At 34.1% G+C, this 17,184-nt stretch carries 13 protein-coding genes; 2 read left to right on the top strand and 11 right to left on the bottom strand.

Translation table 11 applies throughout. The features are described from left to right. Nucleotides 1–94: 94 nt before the first annotated feature. The 7 genes from ACEN2K_RS07540 to ACEN2K_RS07510 all read right to left on the bottom strand — a co-directional run bounded on the left by ACEN2K_RS07540 (nucleotide 95) and on the right by ACEN2K_RS07510 (nucleotide 8,857). Complete coding sequence (locus tag ACEN2K_RS07540) at nucleotides 95–952, bottom strand: CPBP family intramembrane glutamic endopeptidase (protein ID WP_441758718.1); 858 nt, start codon at nucleotides 950–952, stop codon at nucleotides 95–97. Between the two features lie 276 nt (nucleotides 953–1,228). Next, nucleotides 1,229–2,155, bottom strand: coding sequence for a hypothetical protein (locus ACEN2K_RS07535; RefSeq protein WP_441758717.1), 927 nt, complete (start codon nucleotides 2,153–2,155; stop codon nucleotides 1,229–1,231). Between the two features lie 318 nt (nucleotides 2,156–2,473). Further along, nucleotides 2,474–6,211: a hypothetical protein gene (locus tag ACEN2K_RS07530; RefSeq protein WP_441758716.1), complete on the bottom strand. Its 3,738-nt coding sequence runs from the start codon at nucleotides 6,209–6,211 to the stop codon at nucleotides 2,474–2,476. A 283-nt stretch (nucleotides 6,212–6,494) separates the two neighbouring features. Continuing rightward, entirely contained in the window at nucleotides 6,495–7,109 is a 615-nt protein-coding gene (locus ACEN2K_RS07525; protein WP_441758803.1) for an alpha-ketoglutarate-dependent dioxygenase AlkB family protein, read from the bottom strand. Then, nucleotides 7,046–7,333 (bottom strand): Ada metal-binding domain-containing protein, encoded by a 288-nt coding sequence (locus tag ACEN2K_RS07520; protein ID WP_441758715.1) that lies wholly within the window; start codon nucleotides 7,331–7,333, stop codon nucleotides 7,046–7,048. The genes ACEN2K_RS07525 and ACEN2K_RS07520 overlap by 64 nt, the downstream gene beginning before the upstream one ends. 89 nt (nucleotides 7,334–7,422) lie before the next feature. Further along, on the bottom strand, nucleotides 7,423–7,941 hold the full coding sequence (locus ACEN2K_RS07515) for a GNAT family N-acetyltransferase (RefSeq protein WP_441758714.1): 519 nt from the start codon (nucleotides 7,939–7,941) through the stop codon (nucleotides 7,423–7,425). A gap of 82 nt (nucleotides 7,942–8,023) precedes the next feature. Then, nucleotides 8,024–8,857, bottom strand: coding sequence for a bifunctional helix-turn-helix domain-containing protein/methylated-DNA--[protein]-cysteine S-methyltransferase (locus ACEN2K_RS07510; RefSeq protein ID WP_441758713.1), 834 nt, complete (start codon nucleotides 8,855–8,857; stop codon nucleotides 8,024–8,026). Nucleotides 8,858–9,113: 256 nt separating this feature from the next. On the opposite strand from ACEN2K_RS07510, the gene ACEN2K_RS07505 reads away from it, so the two are divergent. After that, a complete protein-coding gene (locus ACEN2K_RS07505; protein WP_441758712.1) occupies nucleotides 9,114–11,603 on the top strand; it encodes a zinc-dependent metalloprotease in 2,490 nt (829 codons plus the stop codon). 73 nt (nucleotides 11,604–11,676) lie between these two features. Here ACEN2K_RS07505 and ACEN2K_RS07500 read toward each other — a convergent pair whose 3' ends face one another. Genes ACEN2K_RS07500 through ACEN2K_RS07485 form a run of 4 tightly spaced genes read right to left on the bottom strand, consistent with a single transcriptional unit; the run spans nucleotide 11,677 to nucleotide 15,880 of the window. Beyond that, nucleotides 11,677–12,321: an alpha/beta hydrolase gene (locus ACEN2K_RS07500; protein WP_441758711.1), complete on the bottom strand. Its 645-nt coding sequence runs from the start codon at nucleotides 12,319–12,321 to the stop codon at nucleotides 11,677–11,679. A 4-nt stretch (nucleotides 12,322–12,325) separates the two neighbouring features. Next, nucleotides 12,326–12,652 (bottom strand): hypothetical protein, encoded by a 327-nt coding sequence (locus ACEN2K_RS07495; protein ID WP_441758710.1) that lies wholly within the window; start codon nucleotides 12,650–12,652, stop codon nucleotides 12,326–12,328. Between the two features lie 4 nt (nucleotides 12,653–12,656). Further along, complete coding sequence (locus ACEN2K_RS07490; RefSeq protein ID WP_441758709.1) at nucleotides 12,657–13,910, bottom strand: dihydroorotase; 1,254 nt, start codon at nucleotides 13,908–13,910, stop codon at nucleotides 12,657–12,659. 41 nt (nucleotides 13,911–13,951) lie between these two features. Then, nucleotides 13,952–15,880 carry a BatA domain-containing protein gene (locus tag ACEN2K_RS07485; RefSeq protein ID WP_441758708.1) on the bottom strand — a complete coding sequence of 643 codons (1,929 nt, stop codon included), beginning with the start codon at nucleotides 15,878–15,880 and terminating at the stop codon, nucleotides 13,952–13,954. Between the two features lie 178 nt (nucleotides 15,881–16,058). Here ACEN2K_RS07485 and ACEN2K_RS07480 point away from each other — a divergent pair, with 178 nt between their 5' ends. After that, a complete protein-coding gene (locus ACEN2K_RS07480) occupies nucleotides 16,059–17,171 on the top strand; it encodes a lactonase family protein (protein WP_441758707.1) in 1,113 nt (370 codons plus the stop codon). Nucleotides 17,172–17,184 lie beyond the last annotated feature (13 nt).

Raw genomic sequence — 17,184 nt, 5'->3', positions numbered from 1 at the left:
TAAATAGTAATAATATAATGCAGAATAATTGAATCAAAAAGGAGTATTGAAATAAAGGCAGTTGGCATTTTTTTAGCAAAGCAAAGCAAAGATTTTAAAGGCTGCTAGGTTCCTGCTGGTAATGTCTAGCTACAAAATAAATTGCAATAATTTGAAATACAACGGATAGAATGGAGCCTTCAAAACCAAAATCACCTCCATTCCATAAATTAGAGCTAGATAAATGGGTGTTTATTAGCGAATAATTATTAATCCCACTAACATTAAATCCAAAAATACTGCCTTGAAAAAAGTTCCAACTAAAATGTAAGGCAATAGGAAACCACAATCGGCCGGTATAGATGTAGGAGATACCAAGGAGTAGGCCAGCAACAAAAAGACCTATTAGATTGAGCGTCGAAATATAGGGATTTGCAATATGTATCAAACTGAAAAGGGCTGATGATAGGATTAAGGCAACATATTTGTTATAGGATTTCATGAGATTATTCAGCATGAAACCGCGACACAATAGCTCTTCGGACAAGGCAACAAGAACGAAAGTAACAAAACTGATCAATAATTTGATCGCATCAAAGTCATAAGACTCATAGTGAATCTGGTTTGTAAAATACAGGGTCAAAAAACCGACTAACATAATAATAAACCCCGTTAACAGCCCCAGCATAAGGTCATTTTTTAGTGCTATGTTTTGAAAACCAACAGCTATGAAGGATTTTATGCTTTTATTTTTGAGCATTAGTACAGCAGTAATTACAGATCCGATAGTTGTACAAGCTTGTATGATTAGCGATTGAAACTCTGTTTTAGCAACTCTAGGTTGCGCCATAATATCATAGTCGATCAAATAGGCTCCTGTAAGTTGTAGAATCCCAGTTATAAAAATGTAAGGTAAAATGATGATCAACGCATGGTATAATCCTAGGTGGTTGTCTTTAGAGGGAATTTTCACTTATTAATTGTGTATTAGTTTTTCTAGTTGGCAGTTTTGTTACTTTAGGTTTAAGTACATCAGATTTTTTAGACACTTATGAAATTTCTACTTCTGTCTTTTTAGCTTTAGCCATTAATAAGGTTTCTCGGGTTATTATCGCGGGTAACGTCTTGCTGCTTCGAGATGGCTGGAACTTCGTAACCGCTCAGTTTTCGGCTTAACGAAAACGTGATGCGAAACTATAATTCCACTAAATTCCAGCTAGCTCATAATGGAGGTTGGCAGATAGCCGTTTTAGTACGCTGTAATAAAGTCAGCATTATTTATAGTGTATTCGATTACTCCATTATGTGATGCAGTAAAATTAAGCTTAACTTTTACTACTTCAAAACCATTAATTTTAGTTTTTTCAACAATAGTAAAACTGCCTTGCGTTTCGTATAAAATCCAGTCAGATGGAATTAGGTAACTCGTCGAAAAAGATTTCGGTAACCCAATATATTTTCTAAACTCAATTTTTTCATTTATTGAATTGTTTGAAAAGGAATAAGTTCCTAATGGCATTTCCGTTAAATTTTGTTTAAAATTTTTTAATACAATGTTATAGCCATTTAATGATGTTCCTTCATAGCTTACAATTGCATTCTGCTGATCATTTTGATTTATTCTGCTAATATTTGATAATTTTATGTCATTATTCAAAGTCATATAGTTTACAAAAGTATTACACTGATTGTCTATAAATTTTTTAATTTCGACAGTACCCTCAATAGTCATAGTTTCATTTGGTTCCAACAAACTATGTTTCTTTTTAAAAACTTGTCCCGAAAACTTAAATTTAAGTTTTGTGTTATCTATAAATTCAAATTCAGAAATTGTTATTGTTGAAGATGGAATAAAATCAGGAGAGTAATAATCTTGACGAGAATGTCCGCTCTTGTCTACAAAATAAACGGATTTTAATGTACCATCTTTTGTAAGGTTCATAACTATCAGATCATCTGTTACAAAATTTCTTTTCGATGTTACTGTAACGTTCAAATCTCTATCACAACTAAAATACGAACTAATTCCCACAATATTCTCATTTGAATTCAATCCACTTATTTTTAAATCGATTTTATTTGGATTTTCGATTAATTCAGTATTTTTTTCAATTATTGAATCATTTGAACAGCCAAAATTTAGTACAATGACTAGTAAAATTATAATTTTCTTCATAATTTATGGTTTGTTGTATTACACAATTTTCCTTACGGTTTCTGCTAACGTTTTGGCGCTTTGAGTTGGATCGAAGTTCGTAACCGTTTATTTTCCGTTAAAGATGAAATTTCTTGCGAAACGTAAACATGTATTTACCACAAAATTCGCAATCTTGCCAAACGGCTGTTGTGCATAGTGATTTCACGTTCAACTTGGATTCCCAGTGTTTCTTATTTAGTTCGGAAGTGAGCGTTGGAAAGACATACTCTTTTGCAATTTTTGGCGTAGCGTTGGCTGTAGCGAATTGCTAATGTGTATGGCTTTACGTATTGGCATTTAATATCCTTTCCTTAAAAATTTTCGTTTTCTTTCCCAATCAGCACTTATTAAACAGGATTCAATTTGATCATTAAGATATTTCTTTATAGGAAGCGATTTTATCCCCAGATTTAATTCATTTACAATTGATAAAAGGTTTCTCCATTCTGATGCATTTACATCGCCAATATTCACATTACCAGAATAAGTTCTAACACTATCTCGCCATAGCAACTTGCTAAAATCTTCTTTATCCTGATTCTGTATAATATATAGTTTGAATATTTCTTCGAAAATTTCTTTTCTGGAATGTCTAATTATATCAGCAATTACTTGCATTTTACTATAACTTCCATTGTTTTTAATTACATAGTTTTTAATAAAATTATTTGCTTTTTCTTTATACTCTTCCTTTAAATTTCTAAAGAAGGAGTTACAAAAATGTTCATTTATTCCGAAATATAAATCCTTTTTGATTACTAAATCAAATACCGAAATTAATGTATTTTCTATATCATCAATATTCCAAATATAGCTCATATCGCTATTTTCAGCACTAAGACTACGTCTGTCTGATTCTAAATATAAACTATCAACAAATTCAATCAAGAAATTTTTATCAATTTTCAATATTTCTAAAATACCTTTTCCTTGATAATCAAAATCATTTTGAATAAAGATTTGTTGTTTATATGCCTTTTTTATTAACTCAATGTCTTTTCCTAGATTATTAAAGTGCTTGCTAAAGAAATCCATCCAAACCTGTACTCTTGTATTCTCTTTTTCGTTTTTTTCGGTAATAGTTTTTAAAATTATTTGAAACAAGTTTGGTTCTACTGAAAGAAAACGTTCTAGCCTATCAAAGTGGATAGTATTGGAACCAGTCATTTTTTTTATCGTACAGATTAGTGCTTTAGAAAATTCATTGGTTATCAATGAATCGTCTAAATAATCGTAAAATGATAATTCCCAACGTTCTTTTAAGTCAAACTCCTTGGATTGAATAATTTCCCAAAATCGTTTTGCTTTAATGTCAGTATTTAATTGATTTCTAAAAACAGTTCTCGGGATATAACTGATTTCATTTTCTTTTTCAATGATTATGTTGAGTAAATTAATCCCAATATCAAAATCTATTGAGCAATTTTCATCAATGATAAACTCAAGAGCGTTGTTGTAATTGTAGTTATTCTTTGCTGTATTTCTTAAAAGTATAAAAGTGACGTAAAACTTATTTATATCATCAGTAGTGGTCAATATAAATGAAGTTCTTATTTCTGCCTCTTTTAATCTTTCATACTCACGAAAATCATCAAATTCATACATTTCTTTATCTCTAAATCTATCCCAATCTATTTTTAGGAATGTAAAGTAAGTATCGTTGACAAATCTATTCGTCAAATTAGTAAACTCTTCTAAATCAAGGTCGTGTCGTTTAAACCATCTTATCTGATTTTGTACATATTTACAATGCTCAAAGTTTTCAATTTTTAAGTGTTTATCAATAATGTTTAAAATAAACGGAATGTCGAATTCCATTATTTCTTTATTGACATCTGGATAAACTCGTGAATAACTGCAAAGTAGTTTAAAAGATATTTCGGGACGAGATACAAAATTATTACCTAAAACATCCCATATTCTTATTCTAAACTCTTGGATAATTTTATTATTTGGAATTGGGTATTGGTAATGAATAAAGCTGTTATTTCTTCCTCCTTTGAATTGCTGGAATGAATGAGAAAGAAAAGTTTTAGCAAGTTCAAAAAATGATATTGAAAGTAATTCATCTCCTTTATTTATGCCTTCTATTAAAATATCGAAAAGGGTATTTTGTCTATAAAAATTAAATCGTTCATCATCTCTATCAAAGATTAGTAATTCCCTTATTTTATGAATAAGTTCAGGTAGTTTTTCGGGTTGTCGAGATACATATTCAAATAATAATTCAATTGAGTCTTTAAGATAATTACTATTAAGGCGAAAGAAATTGCCGACTAGTTCTATAATATTATCCTTGTCATAAGTGAATTGATTGTTTTCATAAGTAGTATCATATTTATTTTCTTCAATTCTTGGTAAAGTTTCTATATACTCATATACAAATTCTAAAGTTTGGTTTTGAAGGTAAAACCAAAACGATTTTAGAAAACCTAATGTATCTTCTCCATCATCTTTAATCAGATTCCAATAATTAATTAATTTTGGTTTTATCTTGACCATTACGTTTTGTGGACCAAACGTATTATTAGCTGGGATTATACTATCTGTAAATCTATTTTGATAGTTTTCAAAATAGTTATTTAAAAGGATTTGAAACGAGAGTAAATCATCTTTTATAAATGCTTTGTAAAAGAAAAATGTAGCAAGATTTTGTTCTGGAACTTTTACGTGTTCAAATTGAATTTCTGCTAATTCTAACTTGTCAAGCTTATCAATTGTATCTATAAAATCATTGTATGATATTTCAAATTTATCGAGAATTGATTCGGTTACTTCTTTATTTTTATATGGAATAGTATAAAAGAATGAAATAATTCCAAGACATCTAATGTTTAAAGAATTTTCAAATTCACCATCATCTTTTATGAATGTTGAAAAATACTTCTCAAATAAATCGGAAACATCATTTAAAGCATCTAGGTTATTAACTTCTTTAGCGTATAAAGAAATCATAATTGCTAATCTTGGATTACCTTCAGAAATTCTTACTATTTTATCATAATAATTTGAATTTAAAATTTCAAATGGCTCAGATTTTATTATATCAATAATTTGTTCATCTGTAAGCTTGAGCAAGTCTACTTTTTGAGTTGAAAACTCTTGACATTTACGCCCAATTTCTTGGAATGCATAATCTCTTACCGTTATTATTATTTTAAGTTTACCTTTTCTGTAGGCTTTAAAAAAGCCTGTTATTTGTTCAAATGCGTCAATTCTGTTAGCATCATCAACAAAAAGTAAATAATCTTTGTTTACGTCAAAATATTGATACAAATCATCTAGTAGTGTATGATTTTTATATGATACACAATATGCTTGGAACGAATCATTATTCACTAAATATTCTTTAATAGTTTCAATCGCTAATTTTGTCTTACCAACTCCTGGTGCTCCTGTAAGAATTATGAAGTCGTGACTATCTATTGCAGTACTTAGCTGTTTTAATTCTGTTTCTCTATGTAAAAAGGTGTTGTTTAAAGGAGTAGCAATTCCTTTTGAAGCTCTATCATATTCCTTAATAAAGTTTTCAATTGAAACTATCTGACCTGTATCTAGAGGTAAGCCTAAATAGCTATGTGCTAAATCTCTGTGATTTAAGTGAAGTTCTATAGCTAATTCTTGTAGCATAACAAAGCTAATGATTACATTATTATTATGTCTTTTTACTAATTTATTTAGTTTTAATATTTCTTTTTGATCAATATTCCAATTGATACACATAACTATTTCTTCTACTTTGTTTATTGGTATTTTAGTCTTTTTAAAATCAAAGCAGGCTAGTATATCGTTAGATAATTTGTTTTTGGTACTTATATCGGTTGTGGTTTCTACAAAAAGATAATTTCCGTTGGGTAGTAGAAAAAACGAATCAGGAGTGCCTCTTGTAGTTTTTTGTTTTCCAGTTTGACTTCCAATTCTTGATAATCCAGAATATTTTTTATTTCTAATTGTTAAATAGCTATCACAGAGTTCTTGAAATACTGCTCCATTTATTGCTTTAAGTTGGTTTTCTATTGTTTGAAGTCTACTCATAATGATAAATCTAAGTGAGCGTTGGTACGAAACAGCTCTTTTGGTTTTTTCAGCGTTGGATTATGTGTCGGCAAAAAACCAAATGTGCTGTTTGTGCGTTGGCTTTTACTGTTCAAATATTGATCGTTAGTACGATTTTTTGCATTATGCACAACTAGCAAATAACATCAATTGCTACTAATTTATTAGCTAGTTTATAGTCCTGCTATTTGCTTAATTGTAAATTAACAATTTATAAATTAGTAATCCAATACCCACTTTTGGTGATATTTTACAAATCAGATTATTGCCCAACGACGATTGTCCTAAAAGTAAGGTTGACTCTGGGTTTGCTTACCAATTTAGTAGGAGGGAGGCGATGCAACCAGTGGGTTTGAGTTTGGTCCTTCATCACCAGTAAGCTGCCGTTTTGTAGTATTTTGGAAACCGTTTCTTTGGTTTCTTTGTGTTTGAAAGCAAACTTGCGTTCGGCACCAAAACTTAGCGATGCAATCGCGCCATTTTTCTTTAGGTCTTTTTCGGCATCACTGTGCCAGGCCATGCCTTCGTTGCCATCATGATATAAATTGAGCAAGCAAGAGTTGTAGGTTTCTCCTGTCGCTTCTTCGGCTAGGGCTTTTAGTTCCAGTAAGGCGGGTGTCCACGGCAAGGCTTGTTTTGTAGTGTTAGAGTAGGTATAACTAAAATTACTATCGCCGTACCAAGCTACTTTACGTTTGGTAATAATTAGTTTCCCAAAAATGATGGCTTGATCGTTTTGCCAGGCTATATTTTCTAGTAGCTCCGCTAGGTATTCGTTGGCTTTTGCCTGTGTCATCAAGGTGCCATAATAGTTTACGGTGCCGTCTTTGGGCAGTAAATTGTTTTCTTGTTCTGGTGCTGTGTTGAATAAATCCATTGTTGGTATTGGGTTTTTATACAATGACCACAAGGTCGGAAATTGTTTTGAATTGCTTGATCTTCATCCGAAAAAAAGACGCGATTTTCTCTTTTCAATCGTTTGCCTGATTTGCAATGGAGTGTTCCATAGATTTTTAATTTGCTGTTGCCAGCAAAGGTTATTTTTTGTGTCCTAATTTTGGATTGGAGATCGGTATCGGTAATTTGGTTGTGTGTTATCATAGTGGGATTTGCGTGAGGGATTGCAGTGAAAATCCTCCCGTTTTTTTACGGGAGATTGCAACGTAAAGCCCGACCCGCAGGGGCACGCACTACTTTTTATGCAATTGAATTTGGAACAAACAACAGCCTTTAGTGTCTTGATAGTGCTGCGGTAAACCTGCCGTGGATTTCAGATCAAACATGCCTAAGAAATCAAAACCCGCGCGGGTATAATGAGCAATGAGTCCTGTATTGTTTCCCAAGGTGTCGAGCCGTACGTATTCTTTATTTATGCTCTTGGCGTACTGCTTGGCCCAGTCTACAATAATAGCTACAAAATTATGTCCTCTAAAATCAGGATTAGTTGCGATTCTATGGATGTAAATGGCGGCATCAGCATCCCGTTCTTCCCAGATTTCGGCATCATTAAAAGTAATCGCCCACACGCAGGCAATTTGCTTGTCAATAATCAGTTTCCATTGGCGGTTTTCGGCCAGTTCTGTTGCGACTAATTCTCTTTTGAAAGAGGGCCAAACAACTACATTTTTGGATTTTTGGTAGGCAGAGGCTATCGCATACAAACGGAAAATTTCGTCAATATCTGCAGCGGTGCTGTTTTGTATGGTCATGGGGGGATTTTTATTATTATTATTATTATTATTATTATTATTATTATTTATTTTCTTATTCTTATTTCTATTATTATTATTATTATTGGGAACCTTCCCAACCTATAATGGCCGTTTTTCTAGTGTTTCCCCACATATAACCTCCTAAGTTTCCGCTGGCCTGAATGACACGGTGACAGGGGATTAAGAAGGCTACTGGATTTTTTCCTATCGCTGTCCCTACCGCTCTAGAGGCATTTGGTTTTGCTATTTGTTGGGCAACGGCTCCGTATGTTGACAACTGTCCTAACGGAATTTTGAGTAGGGTTTCCCACACCTTTAGTTGGAAATCAGTGCCTTTTAAATGCAATTTTATTTCTTGTAATGGATCTTTGGGATGGCTAAAAATTTGCATTGCGTTGCGTTGCCACTGATCTTCGCCATTACGAAACTGGGCATTGGGATACTGATTGTGTAAATCAATTAGCGCGGTTGTTTCTTCTTCGGCGAAAGCCATATAACAAATCCCTTTAGTAGTAGAGGCTACAAGAATATTCCCAAACGGACTGGGGGAAAACTGATAGTTAATCAGTAAGTTTTTACCGCCATTCTTGTATTCGGCTGGCGTCATGCCTTCAATGTTGACAAATAGGTCGTGCAGCCTGCTCGTTCCAGAAAGTCCCGTTTGATAGGCTGTTTCAAAAAGTGTCGCTTGGTTTTCTTTCAGTAACTGCTTAGCATGAGCCACACTAATGTATTGTAAAAATTTCTTAGGACTAGTGCCAGCCCACTCGGTGAACAAACGCTGAAAATGAAACGGACTCAGATTAACTTGGGCGGCCACTTCATCCAGATTAGGTTGGTCTTTAAAATTAAGCTGTATGTACGCTATTGCCGTTGCAATACGATTATAGTTGATAGCCTGTTGTGCATTCATTGCCTTTACTTTTATAGTACAAATATCGACTGTAATGGAGTAGTAGAAAATCTGAAACTTGCTACTCTGATTTACATTGCTGTTTTTTTTAGTCTAAGTACCAATTGTAATTATATTTTTCAGATATATCGCGCTTCTTTTGAAGGCATTACAGTCTTTTACAATTGTTAATTATTAGTTAAATATAATCATAAAAAGGATTATAGCTGGGCTTCCAATTATTTTTGGTGCAGATTAATCATTAAACCACCACTAAATGAAGAAACTATTCATTTTGACCACTATGGCGACTTTGCTATTTGCGCCAAGTACACTTTCTGCTCAAAAAAAATGGCAGACAGAACGAAAATCAAAAAATAAAAAAGAAACTGCTGTTCCACCCGCTCCCGAAAAGAAACCCGAAACGGTTATTAAGGATTACAATAAGGTTATTACTAAAGACGCTATCTCTGATGATGGTTTGTTTACCGTACATAAGGTGGATAAAAAATATTATTTTGAAATCCCCAATACATTATTAGACAAGGACATGCTTTTAGTGAGCAGACTGTCTAAGCTTCCTTCTAATTTAGGAGGAGGATATGTGAACGCGGGATCTGAAACGAACGAACAATTAATCGTTTGGCAGCGTTTTCAGGATAAGATTCTTATCAAATTAAAATCGTACAAGGCTGTAGCCAATGACAGTTTACCGATCAGTATTTCGGTAAAAAACAACAATTATGAGCCTACTTTGTTTGCGTTTGATATTGTGGCTTTTAGCAAAGACTCAGCGAATACCGTGATTGATGTAACTAAATTTTATGGCAGCGATGTGAAGTCGATTAGTGGTTTATCATCTGCTATGCGCGAAGAATATAAAGTAAAAGGACTGGATGATTCACGTAGTTTTATTACTACAATGAAAAGTTTTCCTATGAATATTGAAGTGATTCAAGACTTTACGTATAATGCATCAAAACCTCCTGTTCTAGCAGATACAGAGACCATCAGTATCCAGATGAACCAATCCATGATTTTACTGCCCGAAGATAAGATGCAGCCTCGTCTGGCCGATCCTCGAGTGGGATGGTTTACAATGAGTCAGTACGATTATGGAAGTAACGAACTTAAATCAGATAATAAAACCTACATACGCAGGTGGCGATTAGAACCCAAAGATCCTGTGGCTTATGCCAAAGGCGAACTAGTAGAACCGATTAAACCAATCGTTTATTATATCGATCCTGCTACCCCTGAAAAATTGCGTAAATACATCAAACTAGGAATTGAAGAATGGCAAAAACCATTTGAAGCCGCTGGTTTTAAAAATGCAATTATTGCCAAAGATCCTCCTACTAAAGAAGAAGATCCCGAATTTAGTCCTGAGGACATTCGGTATTCTGTTATTCGTTATGTCGCAAGTACGACTCGTAATGCGGTAGGACCTAGTGTTTCTGATCCAAGAACGGGCGAAATTATTGAGAGTGACGTAATCTGGTACCACAATCACCTGCGTTCGTATCGCAACCGTTATTTATTAGAAACGGGTGCTGCTAACCCATCTGCACGTACATTGAATACCAGCGATGAAGAAATGGGAGACATGATGCGCATGGTTATTGCACATGAAGTAGGACATGCACTGGGTTTTCCACACAATATGGGTGCTAGTTGTGCTTATGATACAGAGAGTTATAGAAATGGTGACTTTACACAAAAAAACGGGATCGCAGCCAGTTTAATGGACTACGCTCGTTTTAATTATATTGCACAACCAGGTGACAAAGGCGTTCGTTTTATACGTCAGATGGGACCTTACGATCATTATGCTGTCAACTGGGGCTATCGTGTGATTCCAAATGCGGTTTCGCCAGAAGCTGAGGTGCCTACTTTAGACAAATGGATTTTAGAAAAAGCAGGAAATCCTATCTATAAATTTGGGAAACAGAGCAGTAGTTTTGATCCAAGTTCGCAAACTGAAGACATTGGAAACAATTCAATGAAAGCGAGTACATACGGACTTAAAAACTTAGAATATGTGGCCGCACACTTATCAGAGTGGACTAGTGATGTGACTAACAATTATGATGATTTAAGTGAGCTATACGATGAAATGTTAGCGGTATGGAGTCGTTATGTAGGACATGTGGTAACTAATGTGGGTGGGGTTTATGAAAACCTTAAAAAACCAAACCAAGAAGGAGCAGTATATACCGTAGTTCCTAAAGCCCAACAACAAGAAGCAATGGAATGGTTGCAAGCAAATGCTTTTGCTTCACCAAGCTGGTTAGTGAATATAAAGACCTTAAAAAATACGGATGTTGCCGGCTACACAGAGCGTTTTAGAAATTTACAAGCAAGGCATTTGAATAGCATTTTGAGTTTTGATCGCATTGGGCGATTGATGGACGCTGAGATTCAAGGAACAGCAAATTACAAAGCATTGGATCTATTGCGCGATATGCGAAAAGGCATCTGGAAAGAAACGAATGCGGTATCTTCAGTATCTATTTACCGTAGAAACTTACAACGTGCTTATATTGAAAGAATGGAGTACTTGATGACGGACGAAATGAAATCAAATCGCTCTGAAAGCTACTATAATGTAAGCCAGTCTGATGTGCGAGCTTTAGTAAGAGGGGAACTAAATACGTTAAAAACGATATTAGGCATAGCCAAAAGTAGAGCCACTAATACAGAGACTAAATACCATTATGAAGACTGTATACAACGTATTGCTTTAATTTTAGATCCTAAAAAATAAAATAGCAATAGTCAATAAAAAGTCCGCTCTTGAGCGGACTTTTTTATAGAAATAAACTGTTCAAATCATTGGACTATTCCAATAACCAGTTTTTAAAATCATAGAAATTTTGTGGAGACACTCCATGTCCTATCGGGTATTCTTTATAGGTAGCATTGATGTTTAATTGCGCTAAAAACGGACTTGTTTTTCTAGCCCAAGCCACAGGGATAACTTGATCCACAGTTCCATGAGAGTGAAATATTTTTAACGTTGAGAAATCATTATGGGCATAACCATTCTCTAAAATCTCTTCGTTCACATAACCACTCAAAGCCACTACTTTTTGCACTTTATCAGGATGAGACAAGGCAACAGCATAGCTTAAAATAGCACCTTGACTAAATCCAGTTAGGATAACATTATTAGTATCAATAGGATAAGTAGCGATTAATTCGTCAATAAATTTTAGAATTAAATCTCTAGAGGCTTTTGCCTGTTCGTTATCCGAAAACTTATTTTCATTAGCATCAAAGTTGATGGCATACCATGCATAACTGCCGTACTGCATGTTGTAAGGAGCACGTGCTGAAATAACATAGTATTCTTCTGGTAGTTCAGAAGCAAAAGAAAATAAGTCCTCTTCATTACTGCCATAGCCGTGAAGTAAAATTAAAAGCGGATTTTTTTCTTTTATTATTTTTGGTTCTCTAATGAGAAATTCAAGCGATAAATTCATTGTATTAAGATATATTGATAAACCATTTTTGATATAATGCTCCTAGTAAAGGAACAGGTTTTGTTTCTCCTTTGATCGCGCTAAAGAGGCCATAAGACCATAAAACAGAGATGAAGATCCACATAGGAGCAGAGATCATTAAACTGTCAAAATTGCTAATAATAAGCCCTAGCGAAATGAAGGTTAGGGTTAATCCTAAACCTTGTCTTATATGAAAAGAGGCAAATGAATTTTTATCATCTGCATTCATAGACATTGCAATAAACACGCCTATACCTAAAATATAACTTGTAATTGCTGCTGTTTTTCCCTTTTCGATCGTATTGTTCATAATGTTATGCGAGTATTAATTGTCCTTTATTGATTATACCATAAGTTTTGCCTTTCATCTTCATTCCTAAGAAAACAGAATTTTTTGATTTTGATAGAATAGAAGCTTTAGTGAAAGTGCTTTTTCCTTCAGGATTAAATAAGCTTAGACAGGCAACTGCACCTTCTTCTATAGGCGTGTTTGGAATGCCAAAAGTGGTTTTACCAGCAGTTAATTTATCTATTACGGTTTCTAAAGGCAACACGGTCATCAAAGCGCCAAATGCACTTTCTAAACCAATAGTTCCATTTTTAGCCATATCAAATTCCATCTTTTTATGTTCAATATCAATAGGATTATGGTCTGATGTAATCATGTCTATTGTCCCATTGTGAATGCCTTCTAACAACGCTTTGCGATCTCGGTCTGTTCGAAGCGGCGGAGTTACTTTTGATCTGGTATCAAAATTTTCCAGTTTCTCATCGGTGTACACTAGGTGGTGCACTGTAACGCTACAACTTACTTGAAGCCCTTTTTCTTTGGCATCTTTGATCAGTTGTACTGATTTTTCAGTAGAGACCGTAGGGATATGTAATTTTCCCCCTGTATATTCTAATAGAAATAAGTTGCGGGCTATTTGCAATTCTTCGGCTAGATTGGGAATCCCTTTTAAACCTAATCTTGTAGAAACGATTCCTTCATTAGCAACACCGTTTCCTTTTATTTTTTCATCTTGCGGATAGGCAATTACAAGTCCGTCAAAATCTTGAACGTACTGTAAAGCAATTTTCAACAAGTTGGCATTGTCTTGGCTTTTATTGTAGTCCCCAAAGGCTACTGCTCCTACATTTTTCATATCATACAACTCTGCCATGTCTTTTCCTTGGCTTTCTTTAGTCAATGCACCTATAGGATAAAGGTCTGTAGCATGTTGAAGCGCTTTGTTTTTAACGAATAACACCTGTGATTGATTGTCAATAACGGGAAAAGAATTGGGTTGCAAAGCAATACTTGTAAAACCGCTTTTAGCTGCTACATTTAATCCATTACTAATCGTTTCTCTGTCTTCAAAACCGGGTTCGCCTAGTGAAACACTGCTGTCAAACCAACCTTGTGAAAGGTGTAAATTATCTAGTTTCACTTCATCAAGCTTGTCATTATTTGGAATTGCCGTTCCTATCTTTTTTATAACACCATTTTCAATTAAAATATCTACAGTCTTGTTATGAAAAGAACTTTTAGAATCGATAATTTTTGCTTCTCTGATGATTAGTCTCATAGGTGTGTTTTTTTGTATGCTTATTTTTCTATTTAATTCACTTATTTCATGAATCGTATAATGGCCGTTTCAGTAACTAGAAAGAGTAGTGCAAAGATAGCAAACCATTTCCACATTTGATTGTCTGTTCTACTGCTTTGCAGTGTGTCAAATACAGTCGAAATTGAATCAACAACAGTATAGTCAGCTAATAGTTTTTCATTAGCACTTCCTTGGGCACTTTCAGTTCTTTTATAATTAAAGCTGATGTTTTCGACTTTTTTATTCTGATTGTAAATTTCAAAGTTGCCGGCCTGCTCTGGATAATCGTTGAAAACCATTTTTACTTTATTATTTACAACTTGCTGTATGGGTATAAATTGTTCTTTGTTGTTTTTTACTTCTAATACTGCATCTTTTGAAAGGGTTGCTGCCACGATAAACGGATTCGGATTACCAATTGATAATGCTGTTACGGCCGCATTTTGACTGTTCATCGCCATATTATAAAAGGTAGGAACAATTAAAGGCGACTGTTGAAAATTAGAATTTACTGTATTTAGCGCTGCCGAGAATACATAAACTGTAGATAGCGGATGTGGCAACGAACTTAAAAAAGCCGTTTGATCCTCGTTCTCTAAAGCTACTGCTGCTGACTTAGTCATGACAAACGAGCTTTTAGTAATGGGGTACTGAAAGTTTTTAACCTTACTTTCAAAGACGGCATTAAATAGCGGATGGTTGAAATGAATTTCAGTCAGTAATTTTTCGAAATCATCCTTCTGTTGGAATTGGAGGGAACCAAATTGCTTTAAAAAAGGATTGGCATTTTCAATAGATGTAAGTGTTGACGGTATAAAAATCAGATTACCGCCATTCGAAACAAAAGACTTTAATGTAGTTTGTAAGGCTTGAGGAATGATTTCGAGTTCGTTGACAACAATAACATCTTGGCTATCTATGCGGTTGTAATCTAACGACGTCAGAGGTACAGTATGAAAATCAAATTCAGTAGGCGTATAGATGCGACTTAAAAAATCACTTTTTGCAATTGCCCCAATGCTCAGTACTTTAGGCTTCTTATTTTTTGAAATGGTAAAATAATACTGATTATCGTAGGGCAAATCATTATCGGTGATGCTTACATAACCGTGGAATTCTTTTTTAGGAATTGTAAAAGCAGCGGTTTTTTTGTTGCTTTCAAAATTGACAATGGTTTTTGCTATAAGTTTACTTTCATTGTAAACGGCAATCGGTATGGCGTTTGAATTGCTACCATGCCTACTTAATACGACATCTATTTCATAAAAATTTTCAAGACTGTTTTTGATATACACGCTGTCTACCGCAATGTTGTTTTTTTGTTCTGCTTTGGGAACTATAAAAAAGAGTTGGTCCTTTTTATCAATAGACTTCAATTGGTTTTGTTCTAGCCCTAAAGCATCCGATACAATCACAATATCTTTATTAAAAGCAGATTTGTGTGCTCTTATTTTGGCAATTTGAGTGTCTAATTGAAAGGGAAGCGAACTGTAATTTAAATTTAACAACGCGTTTTTAATCTCTTTGCTGTCTGTATTCCAATAAACTGCGTCATTTGTGAGTAAGGTAAATGGAGTACCTTCGGGTGTGTTTTCCAGTATATCTTGAACGGCACGTTTGAGCAGTTCTCCTTTCTTGCCTTTGGCTTGCATACTAAACGAATTGTCCAGTATGATGTACAATTCATTTTTGACATTTTTTGAATCTTCGGCTAAAAAATAAGGTTGGGCAAAAGCTATTATAATGCAGGTCAACAATAGTAAACGACATGCCAGAAGTAGCCACTTTTTTATACTAGCGCTTTTACGGGTTTGTATCGAAATTTCCTTAAGGAAGCGAACATTGGTAAAATATTCTTTTTTAAAACGACGCAATTGAAATAAATGAACCAAAATAGGTACGATCAGTAAGAATAGAAAGTATAAAATTTCGGGATTTTTAAATTGCATTCAAAGACTGGTTTACGATGCTGATGTTGTTTTCAATGCATTTCATTGAAATTGGTCTCAAAAATACAAATTTGTAAACAGTTTTGATTGATGTTCGTAGAATTTTTCGATCTACTTAATAAATACTATTCAATACAAGATTATTACGTATTTTAGCTTTTCAATAAAATTTTTACTCATGAAAAATAAGTATTTCAACCTTTTTTTAATTTTAATCTTTTCGAGCGTGCAAGCACAAGATAGTAAACACAACTTACTGGTAGGAACGTACACTACTAAATGTGAGAGTAAAGGAATTTACGTTTATAACTTTGATTCTAATACTGGGGATTTTAGTTTTAAAAACACTTCCGAAAATGTGGTCAATCCTAGTTATTTAACTGTTTCAGCTGACAATAACTTTATCTACGCTGTTAGTGAATTTGGTGCTGACAGTCAGGTAAGCTCTTTTAAATATGAAGCTGCTAGTGGTAATGTGGAGCAATTAAATTCTCAAAAAGCCATGGGTGCTGATCCTTGCTATATTATAAATGATGATAAAAATGTCATTGTAGCAAATTATTCTGGAGGAAACATAGCGGTTTTTGGTAAAAATAATGATGGTAGTATCGCTGAAGCAAAGCAGGTTATTCAGCATTATGGGAAAGGACCTAATACTAAAAGACAAGAAGCGCCTCATGTTCATATGGTGCATTTTTCACCAGATAAGAAGTACGTACTGTCTAATGATCTAGGGAATGATCAGATATATATTTATGCCTATTCGCCTGACTCAACTGATGAGGTTTTAAAAGCAACCGATAGTATTTCAGTGAAGGCAGGTAGCGGACCGAGACATCTCACGTTTAGTAATGACGGGAAATATGTGTACGTAGTACAAGAATTGGATGGTAGCTTAACTGTTTTTCGCTATGATGAAGGAAAGCTTAAAAAAATACAGGAAACAACAATCTTGGCCAAAGGATTTACAGGTACTTTTAGTTCAGCCGATATTCATATTTCTCCTGACGGAAAATTTTTATATGCTTCGAATAGAGGAGAGGCAAATACCCTTTCTATCTTTGAAATTTCTAAAAATGGCAAGTTAAAGTCTAAAGGAGAAGTAAGTACCTTGGGTAAAGGGCCTCGTAACTTTGTAATCGATCCTTCAGGGAATTATTTATTAGTTGCACATCAGTATACTAACAACATCGTAATTTTTAAAAGAGATTTAGTTACAGGTTCGTTAACGGATACTGGAAAAAGAGTGGAACTATGTGCTCCAGTTTGTTTGGTGTTTACGCCGCAGTAGTAGCACGCTCTTC

Source organism: Flavobacterium sp. W21_SRS_FM3 (genome assembly GCF_052113625.1).
GTDB lineage: Bacteria > Bacteroidota > Bacteroidia > Flavobacteriales > Flavobacteriaceae > Flavobacterium.
Note: the sequence above shows the minus strand (reverse complement) of the source record. Positions and strands in the feature narration are given on the sequence as shown.